At 69.4% G+C, this 15,678-nt stretch carries 15 protein-coding genes; 14 read left to right on the top strand and 1 reads right to left on the bottom strand.

What is annotated here, in order from left to right; translation table 11 throughout:
* Positions 1-16: 16 nt before the first annotated feature.
* From VGS97_RS07665 to VGS97_RS07635, 7 genes are all read left to right on the top strand, one after another.
* Positions 17-802, top strand: coding sequence for a cell division protein FtsQ/DivIB (locus tag VGS97_RS07665; RefSeq protein WP_326852557.1), 786 nt, complete (start codon positions 17-19; stop codon positions 800-802).
* A 239-nt stretch (positions 803-1,041) separates the two neighbouring features.
* Positions 1,042-2,196: a cell division protein FtsZ gene (ftsZ, locus tag VGS97_RS07660; RefSeq protein ID WP_326852555.1), complete on the top strand. Its 1,155-nt coding sequence runs from the start codon at positions 1,042-1,044 to the stop codon at positions 2,194-2,196.
* A gap of 136 nt (positions 2,197-2,332) precedes the next feature.
* A complete protein-coding gene (gene pgeF / locus VGS97_RS07655) occupies positions 2,333-3,079 on the top strand; it encodes a peptidoglycan editing factor PgeF (protein WP_326852554.1) in 747 nt (248 codons plus the stop codon).
* 6 nt (positions 3,080-3,085) lie between these two features.
* Positions 3,086-3,853, top strand: coding sequence for a YggS family pyridoxal phosphate-dependent enzyme (locus VGS97_RS07650; RefSeq protein ID WP_326852553.1), 768 nt, complete (start codon positions 3,086-3,088; stop codon positions 3,851-3,853).
* A gap of 112 nt (positions 3,854-3,965) precedes the next feature.
* A complete protein-coding gene (locus tag VGS97_RS07645; protein WP_326852552.1) occupies positions 3,966-4,703 on the top strand; it encodes a cell division protein SepF in 738 nt (245 codons plus the stop codon).
* A 44-nt stretch (positions 4,704-4,747) separates the two neighbouring features.
* Positions 4,748-5,053, top strand: coding sequence for a YggT family protein (locus tag VGS97_RS07640; protein WP_326852551.1), 306 nt, complete (start codon positions 4,748-4,750; stop codon positions 5,051-5,053).
* Positions 5,054-5,123: 70 nt separating this feature from the next.
* Positions 5,124-6,086 carry a DivIVA domain-containing protein gene (locus tag VGS97_RS07635; RefSeq protein WP_326852550.1) on the top strand — a complete coding sequence of 321 codons (963 nt, stop codon included), beginning with the start codon at positions 5,124-5,126 and terminating at the stop codon, positions 6,084-6,086.
* Between the two features lie 172 nt (positions 6,087-6,258).
* Here VGS97_RS07635 and ileS read toward each other — a convergent pair whose 3' ends face one another.
* Positions 6,259-9,474 carry an isoleucine--tRNA ligase gene (gene ileS, locus VGS97_RS07630; RefSeq protein ID WP_326852549.1) on the bottom strand — a complete coding sequence of 1,072 codons (3,216 nt, stop codon included), beginning with the start codon at positions 9,472-9,474 and terminating at the stop codon, positions 6,259-6,261.
* A gap of 446 nt (positions 9,475-9,920) precedes the next feature.
* Here ileS and VGS97_RS07625 point away from each other — a divergent pair, with 446 nt between their 5' ends.
* The 7 genes from VGS97_RS07625 (at position 9,921) to VGS97_RS07595 (ending at position 15,520) form a co-directional block, all read left to right on the top strand.
* Positions 9,921-10,211 (top strand): DUF167 domain-containing protein, encoded by a 291-nt coding sequence (locus tag VGS97_RS07625; protein ID WP_414641662.1) that lies wholly within the window; start codon positions 9,921-9,923, stop codon positions 10,209-10,211.
* A 242-nt stretch (positions 10,212-10,453) separates the two neighbouring features.
* A complete protein-coding gene (locus tag VGS97_RS07620; RefSeq protein ID WP_326852547.1) occupies positions 10,454-11,092 on the top strand; it encodes a TraR/DksA family transcriptional regulator in 639 nt (212 codons plus the stop codon).
* 231 nt (positions 11,093-11,323) lie between these two features.
* Positions 11,324-11,851 carry a signal peptidase II gene (lspA, locus tag VGS97_RS07615; RefSeq protein ID WP_326852546.1) on the top strand — a complete coding sequence of 176 codons (528 nt, stop codon included), beginning with the start codon at positions 11,324-11,326 and terminating at the stop codon, positions 11,849-11,851.
* Between the two features lie 14 nt (positions 11,852-11,865).
* Positions 11,866-12,798, top strand: a complete 933-nt coding sequence (locus VGS97_RS07610; RefSeq protein ID WP_349262025.1) for an RluA family pseudouridine synthase — start codon at positions 11,866-11,868, stop codon at positions 12,796-12,798.
* A gap of 562 nt (positions 12,799-13,360) precedes the next feature.
* The gene (locus tag VGS97_RS07605) at positions 13,361-13,972 is read left to right on the top strand and encodes a CrcB family protein (protein ID WP_326852544.1); all 612 of its coding nucleotides are present in this window, start codon (positions 13,361-13,363) and stop codon (positions 13,970-13,972) included.
* On the top strand, positions 13,969-14,337 hold the full coding sequence (crcB, locus tag VGS97_RS07600; protein WP_326852543.1) for a fluoride efflux transporter CrcB: 369 nt from the start codon (positions 13,969-13,971) through the stop codon (positions 14,335-14,337). Before VGS97_RS07605 ends, crcB begins: the two co-directional genes overlap by 4 nt.
* 247 nt (positions 14,338-14,584) lie before the next feature.
* Positions 14,585-15,520: an alkaline phosphatase family protein gene (locus tag VGS97_RS07595; RefSeq protein WP_326852542.1), complete on the top strand. Its 936-nt coding sequence runs from the start codon at positions 14,585-14,587 to the stop codon at positions 15,518-15,520.
* The last annotated feature ends 158 nt before the right edge of the window (positions 15,521-15,678 follow it).

Genomic DNA, 15,678 nt, shown 5'->3' with positions numbered 1-15,678 from the left:
GAGCAGGATCGGGTCCGTGAGCGGCGAAGTCGACGGCGACGACACTGCGCGTTCAGTCGGTACTGCGCGGCCGAAGGTTTCGACGCTTCCCGCGCGGCTTTACGCGGCCCGGATGCGCTCACGCGAGCGGTGGCGGCGGCTCTCGGTGACCGTGACCATCGTGGTCATCCTCGTGTTCGTCGCGGCCTATGTAGTTGTCTGGCATACGTCGTTCTTCGCGCTGACGAGCGTGCGCGTCGTGGGAGAGAAGAACGTCTCCGCGCAGCAGGTGATCGGCGTGGCCGCTCTCGGTACGGGTACCGCGCTGGTGTCGGTCGACACTGCGGGAGCCGCGACGCGCGTAGAGCAGTTGCCGCAGGTCGCCTCGGCACAGGTGTCGCTCTCTTGGCCGCACACCGTGGTGATCTCCGTCACGGAACGCGTCCCCGCCGCGCTCGTTCCTAACGGCGCGGGTTACGACATCGTCGACGTATCAGGCGTGGTATTCGGGACGGCCACGCGCCCGACCGCTGGTTTGGCGGTCATTCAGATCCAGGGCAGTCCGGCGGTTAAAGCAGCCGTCGTGCCCGGAGCGCTCGCCGCGCTCAAGGCACTCCCGGCGGATATGGCGCATCAGGTGACGGGAATCTCCGCTTCGAGCGCATATTCGATCTCACTCACGCTGCGCGGCGGTATCACGGTCGATTGGGGAGGGGGTGACGACGCGACGGCCAAAGCCGCTGACCTCGTGGCTCTGCTACGGCTCGGCAAGGCCGCCCGATACGACGTCAGTGCCCCAGATGCTCCCACGATGTCCGGATGATATGACCGATTGACGGCGGCTCAGTTGAACTGCTGTTGGGGAAGTCTCGGCGTGTTCGTTGAACGTGCGCTCCGGGAGACCTACTGTCGATTCGTCGATCGAGTCGTCACCTTGATGACTGACCACAGTTGATGTTGACCCTAATTGATGTTGACTCAGTCCGAGGGCGATAAGGTCGTTCGCGAATCTTCACCGAGCGCCGACCATCCGTACTCACCAGCGCGAGAGGCCTTCGAACCGTGGGTGCACCGCAGAATTACCTCGCCGTGATCAAAGTCGTCGGGATCGGCGGCGGTGGCGTCAACGCGATCAACCGGATGATCGAGGTCGGGCTCAAGGGCGTCGAGTTCATCGCCATCAACACGGACGCGCAGGCCCTGCTGATGAGCGACGCCGACGTGAAGCTCGACGTCGGCCGGGAACTTACCCGCGGCCTCGGCGCCGGCGCGGACCCGGACGTGGGCCGCAAGGCCGCCGAGGACCACGCCGAGGAGATCGAAGAAGTCATCAAGGGCGCCGACATGGTGTTCGTCACCGCCGGCGAGGGCGGTGGCACGGGCACCGGGGGCGCTCCGGTGGTGGCCCGGATCGCCCGCTCGCTCGGCGCGCTGACCATCGGCGTGGTCACCCGGCCGTTCACCTTCGAGGGCCGCCGGCGCGCCGCGCAGGCCGAGGCCGGGATCGCTCAGTTGCGCGAGGAGGTGGACACCCTCATCGTCATCCCGAACGACCGGCTGCTGTCCATCTCCGCCCCCGGCGCGACGGTGCTCGACGCGTTCAAGTCCGCCGACCAGGTACTGCTCTCCGGCGTCCAGGGCATCACCGACCTGATCACCACCCCCGGCCTGATCAACCTGGACTTCGCCGACGTCAAGTCGGTCATGTCCGAGGCCGGATCCGCGCTGATGGGCATCGGCTCGGCCCGCGGCGACGACCGCGCGGTCGCGGCGGCCGAGATGGCGATCTCCTCGCCGCTGCTGGAAGCCTCGATCGACGGCGCCCGCGGCGTGCTGCTGAGCATCTCCGGCGGCTCCGACCTCGGCCTGTTCGAGATCAACGAGGCGGCGCAGCTGGTCTCGGAGGCGGCGCACCAGGACGCGAACATCATCTTCGGCGCGGTCATCGACGACGCGCTCGGCGACGAGGTGCGGGTCACCGTCATCGCCGCCGGATTCGACGGCGGCCAGCCGGCCAAGCGCCGGGAGGGCACCCGCCGCGCGGACGATCCGAACCCGGTGAACACGACCGTGCACAACGGGATGCTCGGCTCGCTGCCCCGGCCCAAGGAAGAAGAGGACGAACTGGCGGCCACCCTCCCCGGCAGCCGTTCCGCGGACTCCTCGATGGCAGCCGACGAGCTGGACATCCCGGACTTCCTCAAGGAAGGCAACTGACGCAACGCGCGTAACTGGCGCGCTGCGGCGCTGCGCTACACGCAATGTGACGTCGAGCGCACTGCGGTGAGGTGCCGGGCCGCCGCCGAGCCTGCCGACAGTTGGTGATCGCGCGCCGATCTGACAAGCTCAGGGTGTGCCTATCGCCTTTGACGGCTCGCTGCGCTTCGCCTTCACGGATCGCCAGGGCGGCGTGAGCCTGCCGCCCTATGACTCGCTCAACCTCGGCGACCATGTCGGCGACGATCCACAGGCCGTGCGCACCAATCGCCGTCTGGCCGCCAAGATGCTCGGCGTGCCGCGCGACCGGGTCGTCTACATGAGGCAGGTGCACGGGGCCGAAGTCGTCGTGGCCCGCGAACCGTGGCCGGACGAGGCGGCGCCGAGCGTGGACGCCCTCGTCACCGACCGGCCCGGACTGGTGCTCGCCGTGCTCGTCGCCGACTGCACTCCGGTGCTGTTGGCCGACCAGACCGCCGGGGTGGTCGGCGCGGCGCACGCCGGGCGGCCCGGGATGGCGGCTGGAGTGGTGACCGCCACGATCGAGGCGATGCGGGAACTCGGCGCGCAGCCGTCCCGGATGGAGGCATACACCGGGCCGGGAGTCTGCGGGTCCTGCTACGAGGTGCCCGAGCAGATGCGCGCGGAAGTGGCCGAACGCGAACCGGACTCCTGGGCGACGACCCGTCAGGGCACGCCCGCGGTTGACGTGCCCGCCGGGGTCTCGGCGCAGTTGCGGCGTGCCGGGGTCCGGGAGAAGCGGATCGAGATCGCCGCCGGGTGCACGATCGAGTCGCCGCAATACTTCTCCTATCGCCGGGACGGGGTCACCGGTCGTTTCGCCGGTTTCATCTGGCTGCACGACGAAGCGGCCGAAGGCTGAGGACCTGTGTCAAGCGGTCAAACGCAGGCTGACGCGCAGCGCGTGGCCGAGCTGGAGCGGAACCTTGCGACGCTGCGTGCTCGCATCGGCGCTGCCTGCGCCGCCACGCATCGTGATCCGGACGAGGTGACGCTTGTCGCGGTGACCAAGTTCTTCCCGGCCGATGACGTGCTGCGGCTGATGGGTCTCGGGCTGCTCGAATTCGGGGAGAACCGCGACCAGGAGGCGTCGGCGAAGGCGGCGCAGGTCGCCGAAAGCCTGGACCTGAACTCGATGCTGCACTTCGCGTATCCCGACCTGGTGAGGCCGATCTGGCATTTCATCGGACAGTTGCAGACCAACAAGGTTCGTTCGGTCGTCTCCTACGCCGACGTCATCCAATCGGTGGACCGGCTCAAGCTCGTCGCCGCACTCGACGAGGCGGCACGGCGGGCTGAGCGCAGGCCCACCTGTCTTGTGCAAGTGAATCTTGACCCTGATGCGATCGGCCGGGGCGGCGCAGAACCCGGCGACGTGGAGCGGATAGCCGACGCCGTCGCGGGTGCCGAGGCGCTACGCCTCGGCGGCGTGATGGCCGTCGCGCCGCTCGGCGCCGATCCCCGCGCGGCGTTCGAACGACTCGCCGAGATTGCCGATAAAGTACGTGGCGCCCACGCTGAGGCTGTGTCACTCTCTGCGGGGATGAGCGGGGATCTTGAGGAGGCCGTCGCCGCGGGCGCGACACACGTGCGCGTCGGCTCCGCCTTGCTCGGCCGGCGGCCACCGCTGCGGTAACGTCTGATCCAGTACCCGAACGAAAAGCGCCGATCGCCCGGAACCGGACGCGAAGTCCGGCGGGTGCCCGGGGGACCGGATGGTCCATCAGTTCGAACCAGGAGGGACGGGCATGCCCGGATTCATGAAGAAGACGGCCGTCTACCTCGGGCTGATGGAGGGGGACGACCCCTACGGTTATGAGGAGTACGCCCAGGAGGGCGACGAGGAGGCGCGTCCCGGGCACCCGGCCGACGGCGAAGAGGAGCCGGAGCGCTACGCCGACTCCGCCGCCGAGCACGAGGCCCGTCCGCTGTTCCTGTCCGAGCAGCGGCGCCCGCGCGAGACCGAGCGTCCCGCTGAGCGGCGCGAGCCGGACCGCCGCGAGCCGGACCGCCGCGAGCCCGAACGCCGCGATTCCGCGTTCCACGCGGAGGCCGCCGGCTACCCGACCTCCCGCCCGGCGGCGATCTCGCTGCTGCCCGAGCGGTCCGACCGGTACGCGGGCAAGGCCTCCGTCGCCGCGATGATGGGCAGTGTCCCGCACGGTTTCGGCGGCGGCAGCGGCGGCGGAAGCGACTCGTCGATCGACGCCTACCGGATCACGACGCTGCACCCGCGCACCTACAACGAGGCGCGCACCATCGGCGAGCACTTCCGCGACGGCACTCCGGTCATCATGAATCTCACCGAGATGGGTGACGCGGACGCGAAGCGGCTGGTCGACTTCGCAGCGGGCCTGGTCTTCGGGCTGCGCGGGTCTATCGAGCGGGTGACTCAGAAGGTCTTCTTGCTTTCACCTGCTAACGTCGATGTGACGGCGGAGGACAAGGCCCGCATCGCAGAGGGCGGGTTCTTCAACCAAAGCTGACAGGTGGTATCCGACCGGGTGCCACCGGTGACAGCGGCATCCGGATGGGCGGCGTTCTCGCGATGGGACACCTGGGGATACAACTGATCACAGCGGTGCTGCGGGCGTACTGGATCGTGCTCATCTTCCGGTGGATCATGGAGATGGTTTTCCAATTCGCCCGTTCCTGGGAGCCGCGCGGTGTCATGCTGGTGGCCGTGGAGTCCGCCTACACGGTCACCGATCCCCCGCTGAAGTTCCTGCGCCGGTACGTTCCGCCGCTGCGGCTCGGCGGCGTCGCGCTGGACTTGGCGTTTATGCTGCTGTTGCTCATCATGTGGCTGTTGATCGGGGTGGTGGGCCGCCTGTGACAAGACATAACAGCCAGGACACGAGATATTGTCTGTCCGGTACGCCGACGATCCACGCTGAGGTGAAGAGATGCCGTTGACCCCCGAGGACGTGCACAACAAGCAGTTCACGACCGTCCGCCTCCGGGAGGGCTACGACGAGGAAGAGGTCGACGCCTTCCTTGACGAGGTGGAGGCCGAGCTCACCCGGCTGTTGCGGGAGAACGAGGAACTGCGTGCGAAGCTAGCCGCGGCCACGCGCGCCGCGGCGGCCGCGCAACAGCAGCCGCCGATGGACCGCCCGCCGATGGATCGGCAGATGGACCGGATGCCGGCCCGGCGAGAACCGGTCCCGATACCCCCCCAGCTACCGGCACCGATGCCGGTGCCCGTGCCGCAACCGCAGCCGCCACAGTTCCAGCCGGGCGGCGACTCGGCGGCCCGGGTGCTCGCGCTGGCCCAGCAGACCGCGGACCAGGCGATCGCCGAGGCGCGCAACGAGGCCAACAAGATCGTCGGCGAGGCGCGTACTCGCGCCGACGGCATGGAGCGCGAGGCCCGCGGCAAGGCGGACGCGCTGGAGCGGGACGCGCAGGAGAAGCACCGCGTGGCGATAGGCACCCTGGAGCAGGCCCGCGCCTCGCTTGAGCGCAAGGTCGAGGACCTGCGCGCCTTCGAGCGCGAATACCGCCAGCGGCTCAAGTCGTACCTGGAGAGCCAGATGCGGCAGCTGGAGTCGAACAGCAGCGACGACGCGATGCTGGCCTCCCGCGGCGGCTCGCCGTTCCCGCAGCTCGGCCCGGGCGCCCCGGTTCCCGCGCAGGCCTCGGCTCCCTCTCCCGCGATGGTCGGTGCCGGAATGGCGCCACCGCCCGGATCGCAGGGCTTCCCGCCGCCGATGCCGGCGCCCGCGATGGCCGGTTCCGCGATGAGCCAGATGACTCAGACCATGGCGCCGATCCGGCCCGGCGTGCCCCCGCAGCCGGCCCCCGTCTATCCGCAGGCGCCGTCGCCGATGCGCGGCTTCCTGATCGACGAGGACCCCGACTCCTGAGGAACCCTTGCGCTGTCCAACCTTTGCACTGGCCAACCCTTGCACTGCCCAACCTTTGCACTGTCCGGGCGCTGGAGCTCCGGCGCGGACACAGCTGATCGCATGACACGGTAGGCGTACCGGGTACGGCTCCGGCTCCGAGAAGGGAGCCGGAGCCGTCGTGCGTCAGGCCTTAGGCCTTCTCCAGCGCGAATTCAAGCCCGAGCTCGGCGTCTTCGAACGCCTGCATGCCGTCGCCGGTGGCTTCCACCGCCGTGAACTCGACCGCGAGCACGTCCTCGGCGATGGCCTCGCCGTGCACGCGCAGTGCCTCGCCGGTCTCCGGCTTCGACGCGGCCCACCGCATCCTGATCCGATCGGACACGTCCAGGCCGCTGGTCTTGCGCGCGTCCTGGATCAGCCGGACCGCGTCCCGCGCGATCCCGGCCAGCCGCAGCTCGGGAGTGATCGCGAGATCGAGTGCGACCGTCTCGCCGTCCGAGGTGGCCACTGCCCAGCCCTCGCGCGGAGTCTCCGTGACGATGACCTCGTCCGGGGTGACCTCGACCGTTTCGCCCTCCACGAGCACCGTCGCCGCGCCGCTCTCGCGCAGCTGCGCCGCGAGTGAAGCCGCGTCAGCCGCCGCGATGGCGTCGGCGACCAGCGGTGTGCGCTTGGCGAAGCGCTTGCCGAGCGCGCGGAAGTTGCCCTTCGCGTGGTACTCCAGCAGGCTGTGCCCGTCTTCCCCGGCTCCCGCTTCGGCCAGCGCGCCGGTGTCCTCGACGTTCAGCTCCTCGGCCACGTGCGCGCGCAGTTCCCCGCTCAGCCGCGCCCAGCCGTTCGCGCCGATCAGCGCGCGGCCCAGCGGCTGGCGGGTCTTCACCCCGGACTCGGCGCGGGTGGCCCGGCCGAGTTCGACCAGCCGGCGCACCAGCGCCACCTGCTCGCCCAGCTGCGTGTCAGCCGCGCCGGACTCGACCGCCGTCGGCCAGGAAGCCAGGTGCACCGACTCCGGCGCGTCCGGCGTGACCGGCCGCACCAGGTCCTGCCAGACCCGCTCGGTGACGAACGGCACGAGCGGGGCCATCAGCCGGGTGACCGTTTCCAGCACCGTGTGCAGCGTCGCCAGCGCCGCCGGATCCGCGTCCCAGAACCGGCGGCGCGAACGGCGCACGTACCAGTTGGACAGGTCGTCCACGTAGGCCGCGAGCAGTTTGCCCGCCTGCTGTGTGTCGAAGTTCTCCAGCGCCGCGTCCACGTCGGCCACGAGCCGGCCCAGCTCGGAGAGCACCCAGCGGTCCAGTACCGGCCGGTCCGCCGGGGCCGGGTCGGACGGCGACGGCGACCAGCCGCCGGTGCGCGCGTACAGCGCCTGGAAGGCGACCGTGTTCCAGTAGGTCAGCAGCGTCTTGCGCACGACCTCCTGGATCGTCGTGTCGCCGACCCGGCGCGCCGACCACGGCGAGCCGCCGGCGAGCATGAACCAGCGCAGCGCGTCCGCGCCGTGCCGGTCCATCAGCGGGATCGGTTCGATGATGTTGCCCAGGTGCTTGGACATCTTGCGGCCGTCCTCGGCCAGGATGTGCCCGAGGCACAGCACGTTGCGGTACGAGGACTGGTCGAACACGAGCGTGCCGATGGCCATCAGCGTGTAGAACCAGCCGCGGGTCTGGTCGATCGCCTCGCAGATGTAGTCGGCCGGGTACGCCTGCGCGAACTCCTCGACCGAGCCCGGCGCGTGCGGGTAGCCGAGCTGCCCGAACGGCATCGATCCGGCGTCGTACCAGCAGTCGATGACCTCGGGCACACGCTCGGCCGGCCGGCCGCAGGCCTCGCCGCCGCCGGCCTTCGCCGGGCAGGTGAAGGAGACCTCGTCGATGTACGGCCGGTGCGGATCCAGGCCGGCCAGGTCGCGCCCGGCCAGCTCGCCGAGCTCGGCCAGCGAGCCGACGCAGGTCAGATGGCCCTCGCTGCACCGCCAGATCGGCAGCGGCGTGCCCCAGTACCGGTTGCGGGACAGCGCCCAGTCGATGTTGTTGTTCAGCCAGTCCCCGTAGCGGCCGTGCTTGACGTTCTCCGGGAACCAGTTGGTGCGCTCGTTCTCCCGCAGCAGCGCGTCCTTCACGGCCGTCGTGCGGATGTACCAGGACGGCTGAGCGTAGTAGAGCAGCGCGGTGTGGCAGCGCCAGCAGTGCGGGTATGAGTGCTCGTATTCAAGGTGCCGGAACAACAGGCCGCGCCGCTGGAGGTCGGCGGTCAGCTGCTCGTCGGCCTTCTTGAAGAACACCCCGCCGACCAGCGGTACGTTCTCCTCGAAGGTCCCGTCAGGCCGGATCGGGTTGACCACCGGCAGACCGTAGGCGCGGCAGATCCGCAGGTCGTCCTCGCCGAACGCCGGAGCCTGATGTACCAGGCCGGTGCCGTCCTCCGTCGTCACGTACTCGCCGAGAACGACGAAGTGCGCGTCCGGCACGTCCACGAGTTCGAACGGCCGCTGGTAGCTCCAGCGCTCCATCTCGCGGCCGGTGAACGACTCGCCGGTCGCCTCCCAGCCTTCGCCGAGTGAACCGGCCAGCAACGGCTCGGCGACGACGAGCCGTTCGTTCCCGTCCGTCGCGACGACGTACTTGACGTCCGGATGCACGGCGACAGCGGTGTTCGACACCAGCGTCCACGGCGTTGTCGTCCACACCAGCAGCGCGGCACGGTGTTCATCGGCACGGTGCTCGTTGTCGCCGGATTCATTGACGCCGGTGCCCAGCGGGCCGGACGTCAGCGGAAAGCGGACGTACACCGACGGATCGACCACCGTCTCGTAGCCCTGCGCGAGTTCGTGGTCGGACAGTCCGGTGCCGCAGCGCGGGCAGTAAGGCGCGACCCGGTGGTCCTGGACCAGCAGACCCTTGTCGAAGATCTGCTTGAGCGACCACCACACCGACTCGATGTAGCCGGGGTTCATGGTCCAGTAGGCCTCGGACAGGTCGACCCAGTAACCCATCCGCTCGGTCATCTTCTCGAACTCGCCGACGTGCCGCTTGACCGACTCGCGGCACTTCGCGTTGAACTCGGCGACGCCGTACGCCTCGATGTCCTGTTTCCCGGTGAAGCCGAGTTCCTTCTCCACGGCCAGTTCCACCGGCAGGCCGTGGCAGTCCCAGCCGGCCCGGCGCTCGACCTGGTAGCCCTTCATGGTCTTGAACCGCGGGAAGACGTCCTTGAAGACGCGGGCCTCGATGTGGTGGGTGCCCGGCGTGCCGTTCGCGGTCGGCGGCCCCTCGTAGAAGGTCCAGCGCGGCCCGCCGGCGGTGGCGGCCAGGGACTTGTGGAAGATCGAGCCGGTCCGCCAGAAGCCGAGCACATCGTGCTCCATGGCGACCAAGTCGACTTGGGCGGGTACCGGGCGATACATGCTCTCTGTGTCCCTCTCGCTCGCGAGCGTGCACGGTGTTCGTCAAAACACAGCGTTCGCGAAGGGACGAGGCGACCGCCGTGCGCTAACACTTGGCGGAGTCCCGCGGTACCACCCTTCTTGGTCCGCACGCGGTGATGTCCGACACAGTGGCGTCACACTCACATATGACGAACAACCGTGTGACAAACAACACGCCACGGGCCCACTCTTTGTGTTGCCCGGCCGGTTCTACTGGGCGGGGACTGGCCGAGACCGTCCCGCTGTTCTTCCGGCGGCTCTGGGGTGATCTTCACATCGCGCACGCCGCCAGGCTCACACCATCCCTGGCTCGCTCACGGCTGCGTACGACGTTACTGCTCCCCTTCCACGCCTTTTCGGACCGCGGCTCATAGTGTACGGCCATGCCAGCAGCGCAGCCGACTCCATTACCTCCATCGCCGACCATCCGCATCGCGATACGCGTCAAACCCGGGGCGAGCCGCACGCGCGTCGGCGGTACCTACGGAGCGGACGATGCGCAGGGCGCGGAAGGCGCGCTGGTGGTGGCCGTACAGGAGCGTGCGGTGGAGGGTAAAGCCACCAACGCGGCGCTCAAGGCGCTCGCCGCCGCGCTCGATGTCCCGGGCCGCAAGATCCGGCTGGTTTCCGGGCTCACCAGTCGGGACAAGATAGTCGAGATTCTGGACCCACCCCCCGGACTCCGACAGCGCCTGGACAGTCTCCGCGCAGGTTGAGGCCGGTACGCCCCGGTTCACCCGGGCGGCGCAGGCGCCCGTCGAAAAAAGTTCTTTGCCCTTTCGTGATTAGGGGCGGAGACGGCCGGGCACCAATCGCACGCGTAACCCGTTGTGCGGAATGGGTGACGGGCGTCGGAGCGCTCCCCACCCCACACACACGCCCGCACCCGAGCCGCCCGGTAGCTTCCCTTTTCGCCGTCGGTGCGGCCCTTTCCGACATGAGAGCGAGGGATGCAGCAGTGAGCACCACCGCGCGCAATTCCGCGTCCGCCGCGACGACGGCGTCTGCACCGGCCGCCAAGAAGGCTGTGAAGAAGACGGCGGCCAAGCCCGCGCAGCGCCCGGCCGCATCAGGCCCGGCGAACAAGGTGCCAGCCTCGCGCGCAGGCCGGGCGGCGGCCAAGCCGAAGAACGAGACGCTTCCGGCGTCCGAGGCAGTGGAGTCTGCGACGGCGGTGGCCGTGGCCGCAGGCGGTGGCGCCCCGGAGACCCTCCCGGTGCGTCCGGGCGAGGACCCGTGGACCGCGCAGGAGATCGCGGAGGTCGTGGCGGACCTGCGCACCGAGGTCGACCGCCTGCGCGCCGACGTGGCCTCGGCCGACACGGCCCTGGCCGACCTGCTGCGCGACGCCAGCGACGGCGCGGGCGACGATCAGGCGGACGCCGGGTCGAAGAACTTCGAGCGCGAGCACGAGATGTCCATCGCGGCGAACGCCCGGGAGATGCTCATCCAGTCCGAGCGCGCGCTGGCCCGGATCGCCGCCGGCACCTACGGTGCCTGCGAGAGCTGCGGCGAGCCGATCGGCAAGGCGCGGCTCCAGGTCTTCCCGCGCGCGACCCTGTGCGTGAGCTGCAAGCAGAAGCAGGAGCGCCGGTAGGCGTGCGACTCACGCCGTTCGACCAGGTAAGGTCGCGGCGTGGAACGTATGGATACCGCGAACGGGCAGGATTCCGCGTCGGCGGCCGGATCCGACCGCCGACCGGCCAGTGACCGGGCCGCTGACCAGGCTCTCAGCGACCAGGCACTGACTGTCGAGAACAACGTTCCACGCTCTACCGGCACTGCCGACAGTGGACAGGGACGGGGACGGGGACGGGGACGGGGACGGGTGCGCCGGATCGGCGTGCTGCTGGCGGTGGCGGCGGCCGTTTACGCGCTGGACATGGGCAGCAAAGCCCTCGTGGTCGCCACGATGCACTACGGACAGCCGATCCGGCTGCTCGGATCGGTGCTTGAACTGGACTACACGCGCAATCCGGGCGCGGCCTTCTCCATCGGCGAGGCTTACACGGTCTTCTTCACCGCCATCGCGGTCGGCGTCATCGTGGTGATCCTCCGGCTGTCGCGCAGCCTGTTCAGCCTGCCGTGGGCGGTCGCGCTCGGCCTGCTGCTCGGCGGGGCGTTCGGCAATCTGACCGACCGGCTGACCCGCGCGCCCGGCCTGTTCCGCGGCTGGGTCGTGGACTTCATCTCCGTGCCGCACTGGCCCATCTTCAACCTCGCCGACTCGGCCATCGTCGTCGGCGGGACGCTGATGGTGCTGCTCGCTTTCCGCGGCCTGCACCCCGACGGCACGGACGAGCGCGCCGCGCATCGTGCGTCCAATGGGTCCAGTGCGGACGGGGCCGCCTCGTGACCTCCGTAGGCCCCGTGGGCAGCCTCCGGTCGCTGCCTGTGCCTGAAGGACTCGACGGCGAACGCGTGGATGCGGCACTGTCGCGCATGTTCGGCCTGTCGCGCACGAAGGCGGCGGAGTTGGCCGCGGACGGCTGTGTCGCGATCGACGGCTCGATGGTCGGCAAATCCGACAAGGTGCGCGGCGGCGCGTGGCTTGAGGTGGAACTCCCGGCGCCTCCGGTCCCGCTCGGGCAGACGCTCCCGGAGCCGGTGCCCGGCATGCGGATCGTCCACGACGACGACCACATCGTCGTCGTCGACAAGCCGGTCGGCGTGGCCGCGCACCCCAGCCCCGGCTGGCTGGGCACGACCGTGGTCGGCGGCCTCGCGGCGGCGGGCTACCGGATCTCCACCTCCGGCGCGGCGGAACGCCAGGGCGTCGTGCACCGGTTGGACGTCGGCACCTCGGGTCTGATGGTGGTCGCGAAGTCAGAGCTCGCCTACACGATGCTCAAGCAGGCGTTCCGCGATCGGGAGGTGGACAAGACCTACAACGCGCTCGTCCAGGGCCATCCCGACCCGATGAGCGGGACGATCGACGCGCCGATCGGCAGGCACCCCAAGCTCGACTACAAGTGGGCGATCACCGCCGACGGCAAGGACTCGGTCACCCACTACGACACGGTCGAGGCCTTCCGGCACGCCACCCTGCTCGACATCAAGCTGGAGACCGGCCGCACGCACCAGATCAGGGTGCACATGTCCGCGCTGCACCATCCGTGCGTGGGCGATCTGACGTACGGTGCGGACCCGGTGCTGACCAAGCGGCTCGGCCTCGCCCGGCAGTGGCTGCACGCCGTGCGGCTCGCGTTCGACCACCCGGCAAGCGGCGAGCGCGTCGGATTCGAGTCGCCGTACCCTGACGACCTGCGGCACGCCCTCGACCTGATCGCCGAAGAGAGCTGACCGGGACCGTTCCGCCGCCGAATCCTCGTGCTCTCCCGTGCCGTGATGCACCGGTGTCGCCTTCGCCTGCTCCCATGGCAGGACCGGCAGGCCCAAGTCGGCAAGGAGTTCCGGTACGCCTGCCTGGTACGGCGACGAGCCGGTGCACGTGGTCAGGCACTGGATGCGCAGGTCACCGTCGAAGAGCGGCAGTAGGTCGAGCAGCGTGGTGGCCGACGTCACGTTGTGGATGACGAACAGCACGAGCGCCGTGTCGGCCCGGGCAGTCCAGTGCGCGGCGGCCGGTCCCACCGGAACGCGTAGCCAGCCTTCCGGCGTTTCGCGGCCCATCGCGGTCGTTTTCCTGCTTCCGCGCGCGACGGCAGACTCGGGACACTGCCCTGCGGCGATGCTGCGTGGCGAAGGCCGGGCGGCGAAGGTCGGGCGGGCATCGATTCGGGATGATCCGATATAATCGGGCCTTCCGGCGGAGGGGCCCGCCGTCAACCGCCGTGACCAGCACCTGCGGCCAACGGTCCCTACTCGAACGAAGGTCTATCGCGAGTAGGCGAGGTGTACCCGGATGACTCCAGACACCGGTCCTGAGGCCGCGATCGACGGCGATCATGAACTGCCGATCGATCCGGACACCGGAATCGAATCGGCGGGCGGCAGCGGGCACGGTATATCCCGCGATGGCGCGGGCCGGAGCACCGGCGTGAACCGGGGCGGCGACCGTGACCGTGGCCGTCACCTGCGCATACTCGCGGCGATCGCGGTCGGCGGGTTCGTCGGCGGCATCACCCGGTACGAGGTCGGGCTCGCCGTGCCCACGTCGCGCGGGGGCTTCCCGGCCGCGACCTTCGGCGTCAACCTTGCCGGCTCGTTCATTCTCGCCCTGCTCGTGGTGGTCGTGCTGGAGATCCTGCCGCCGACGGTGTACCTGCGCCCGCTGCTCGGCGTCGGGTTCTGCGGTGCGCTGACCACCTTCTCGACCTGGATGCTCGACGCCGACCGGCTGATAGGCGCCGGCCGCTTCGGTATGGCCGCGGTCGACCTGTTCGGCTCGCTGGTCGCCGGACTGGCGGCCACCAGCCTCGGCCTGACGGTCGGCCGGGCGATCGCGGCGCACCGGGCACGCGTCCGCGCGAGCGTGCGTGACGAAGAGCGCGAGCTGGTGGGGGACGCCGCATGATGCTGGCAGCGGCCGTGGGGCTCGGCGCGGCGGTGGGAGCGGTGGCCCGCTACCTGGTGGACCAGGCGGTCGCACGCCGACGCGATCGGGTGTTCCCGGCTGGCACCTGGCTGATCAACCTAAGCGGCTCGTTCGTGCTCGGCCTGCTCGCGGGTCTGGCCACGCACCACGGGCTGGCGCCGGGCACGGTCGCGATCGCCGGCACCGGAGTGTGCGGCGGCTACACCACCTTCTCCACGTTCGCCTACGAGACGGTGCGGCTGATGGAGGAGGGCTCGGGCCTGGTCGCGCTGGCCAATCTGGCCGGGAGCCTGGTCGCCGGACTGGCCGCGGCGGCGCTCGGCCTGGGTATCGGCCTGGCATAGCCCGGGCCTGGTTCCGATCTTGACCAGACCCTCGATCAGAACCCGATCGGGCTGTCGGTCTGGGGTCGGAAGCGGTGTGCGGCATCTGTGCGGAACGCAGCCGAAGCGTAGACGAATACGGGGCAAACCCTTTCCGATCGGACTTGCGCGGCCAGGGGAGTGGCAGCAGGCTGCGACGTGGACTCGACCGCGCCAAGCGGATCAGGGAACGTATTCCATGCTCTCAGCAACCCCTGGAGAACCTGACATGCGCAGCAGGATCCTCGCCACGGCCGCCGCCGCGCTGTTGTCGCTCGGCGGTCTCGTCGGAGCAAACGAGGCGCAGCCCGCAGCGGCTGCCACAGGCCCGTGCGGCACACTTGCCACCGCTCCGCACTACACTCACGTCATCTGGGTGTGGATGGAAAACCACAGCTACAGCGACATCATCGGCAGCAGTCAGGCACCGTACATCAATAGCATTGCAAATGGGTGTGGCCTGGCCACCGACTACCTCAACCTCTCCCACCCGAGCCTGCCGAACTACGTCGGCGCCACCTCGGGGCTCGCGGTCGGCTCGTTGTCGACCTTCGACAGCGACTGTAGCCCGTCAAAGCGTTGCAGCACCTCGACGGCCAGTGTCTTCGGCCAGGGCGAGAGCTGGAAGAGTTACGAGGAGTCGATGCCCTCGAACTGTGACAAGTCGAACTCGGGCGAGTACGCGGTGCGGCACAACCCGCCGCCCTACTTCACGACCCTCAGCGGCTGCTCCACGTTCGACGTGCCTTACAGCACGCTCGCCGCAGACCTGTCCGGAGGCACCCTGCCGGCTTTCTCGTTCGTGACGCCCAACCTGATCGACGACATGCACGACGGCACCGTCGCGCAGGGCGACAGCTGGCTGTCGAGCAACCTGCCGACGATCCTGAACAGCTCCGAGTACACCAGCGGCGGTACCGCGGTCTTCATCACCTGGGACGAGGGCTCCGGCGGCTCGACCGGCGAGAGCTGTGCTTCCAACACGACCGACCAGAGCTGCCACGTCGCCACGATCGTGATCAGCCCGAGCACGCCGGCCGGCACCAAGTCCGGGACGCTGTTCAACCACTACTCGCTGCTGGCCACCGCCGAGCAGTTGCTCGGCCTGCCGTTCCTCGGCCAGGCCGCGTCCGCCCCGACGATGACGTCGGCGTTCAACCTCTGACACCGGCTCGGCCTGCGAATCCGGGGCGTGCCGGTTTCACTCGGACCGGCACGCCCGGCGTCCGCCATCGAGCCATGGCCGGGAGCTGATTGACAAAGGTCTAAACCAGTCGCATGGTGTGTGCGAGATTGGTCTATACCCACGTGACTGGAGGCTTA

The organism is Actinocrinis sp. (assembly GCF_035946395.1).
Classification (GTDB): domain Bacteria; phylum Actinomycetota; class Actinomycetes; order Streptomycetales; family Catenulisporaceae; genus Actinocrinis.
This window is presented reverse-complemented; position numbering and strand designations above follow the sequence as displayed.

Bases quoted from the DNA above. Each gene is read 5' to 3' on its own strand.
- VGS97_RS07645 (WP_326852552.1), top strand. From the start codon at position 3,966: ATGCCCGGATTCATGAAGAAGACGGCCGTCTACCTCGGGCTGATGGAG.
- VGS97_RS07640 (WP_326852551.1), top strand. From the start codon at position 4,748: ATGGGCGGCGTTCTCGCGATGGGACACCTGGGGATACAACTGATCACA.
- VGS97_RS07635 (WP_326852550.1), top strand. From the start codon at position 5,124: ATGCCGTTGACCCCCGAGGACGTGCACAACAAGCAGTTCACGACCGTC.
- ileS (WP_326852549.1), bottom strand. From the start codon at position 9,474: ATGTATCGCCCGGTACCCGCCCAAGTCGACTTGGTCGCCATGGAGCAC.
- VGS97_RS07605 (WP_326852544.1), top strand. From the start codon at position 13,361: ATGACTCCAGACACCGGTCCTGAGGCCGCGATCGACGGCGATCATGAA.
- crcB (WP_326852543.1), top strand. From the start codon at position 13,969: ATGATGCTGGCAGCGGCCGTGGGGCTCGGCGCGGCGGTGGGAGCGGTG.
- VGS97_RS07595 (WP_326852542.1), top strand. From the start codon at position 14,585: ATGCGCAGCAGGATCCTCGCCACGGCCGCCGCCGCGCTGTTGTCGCTC.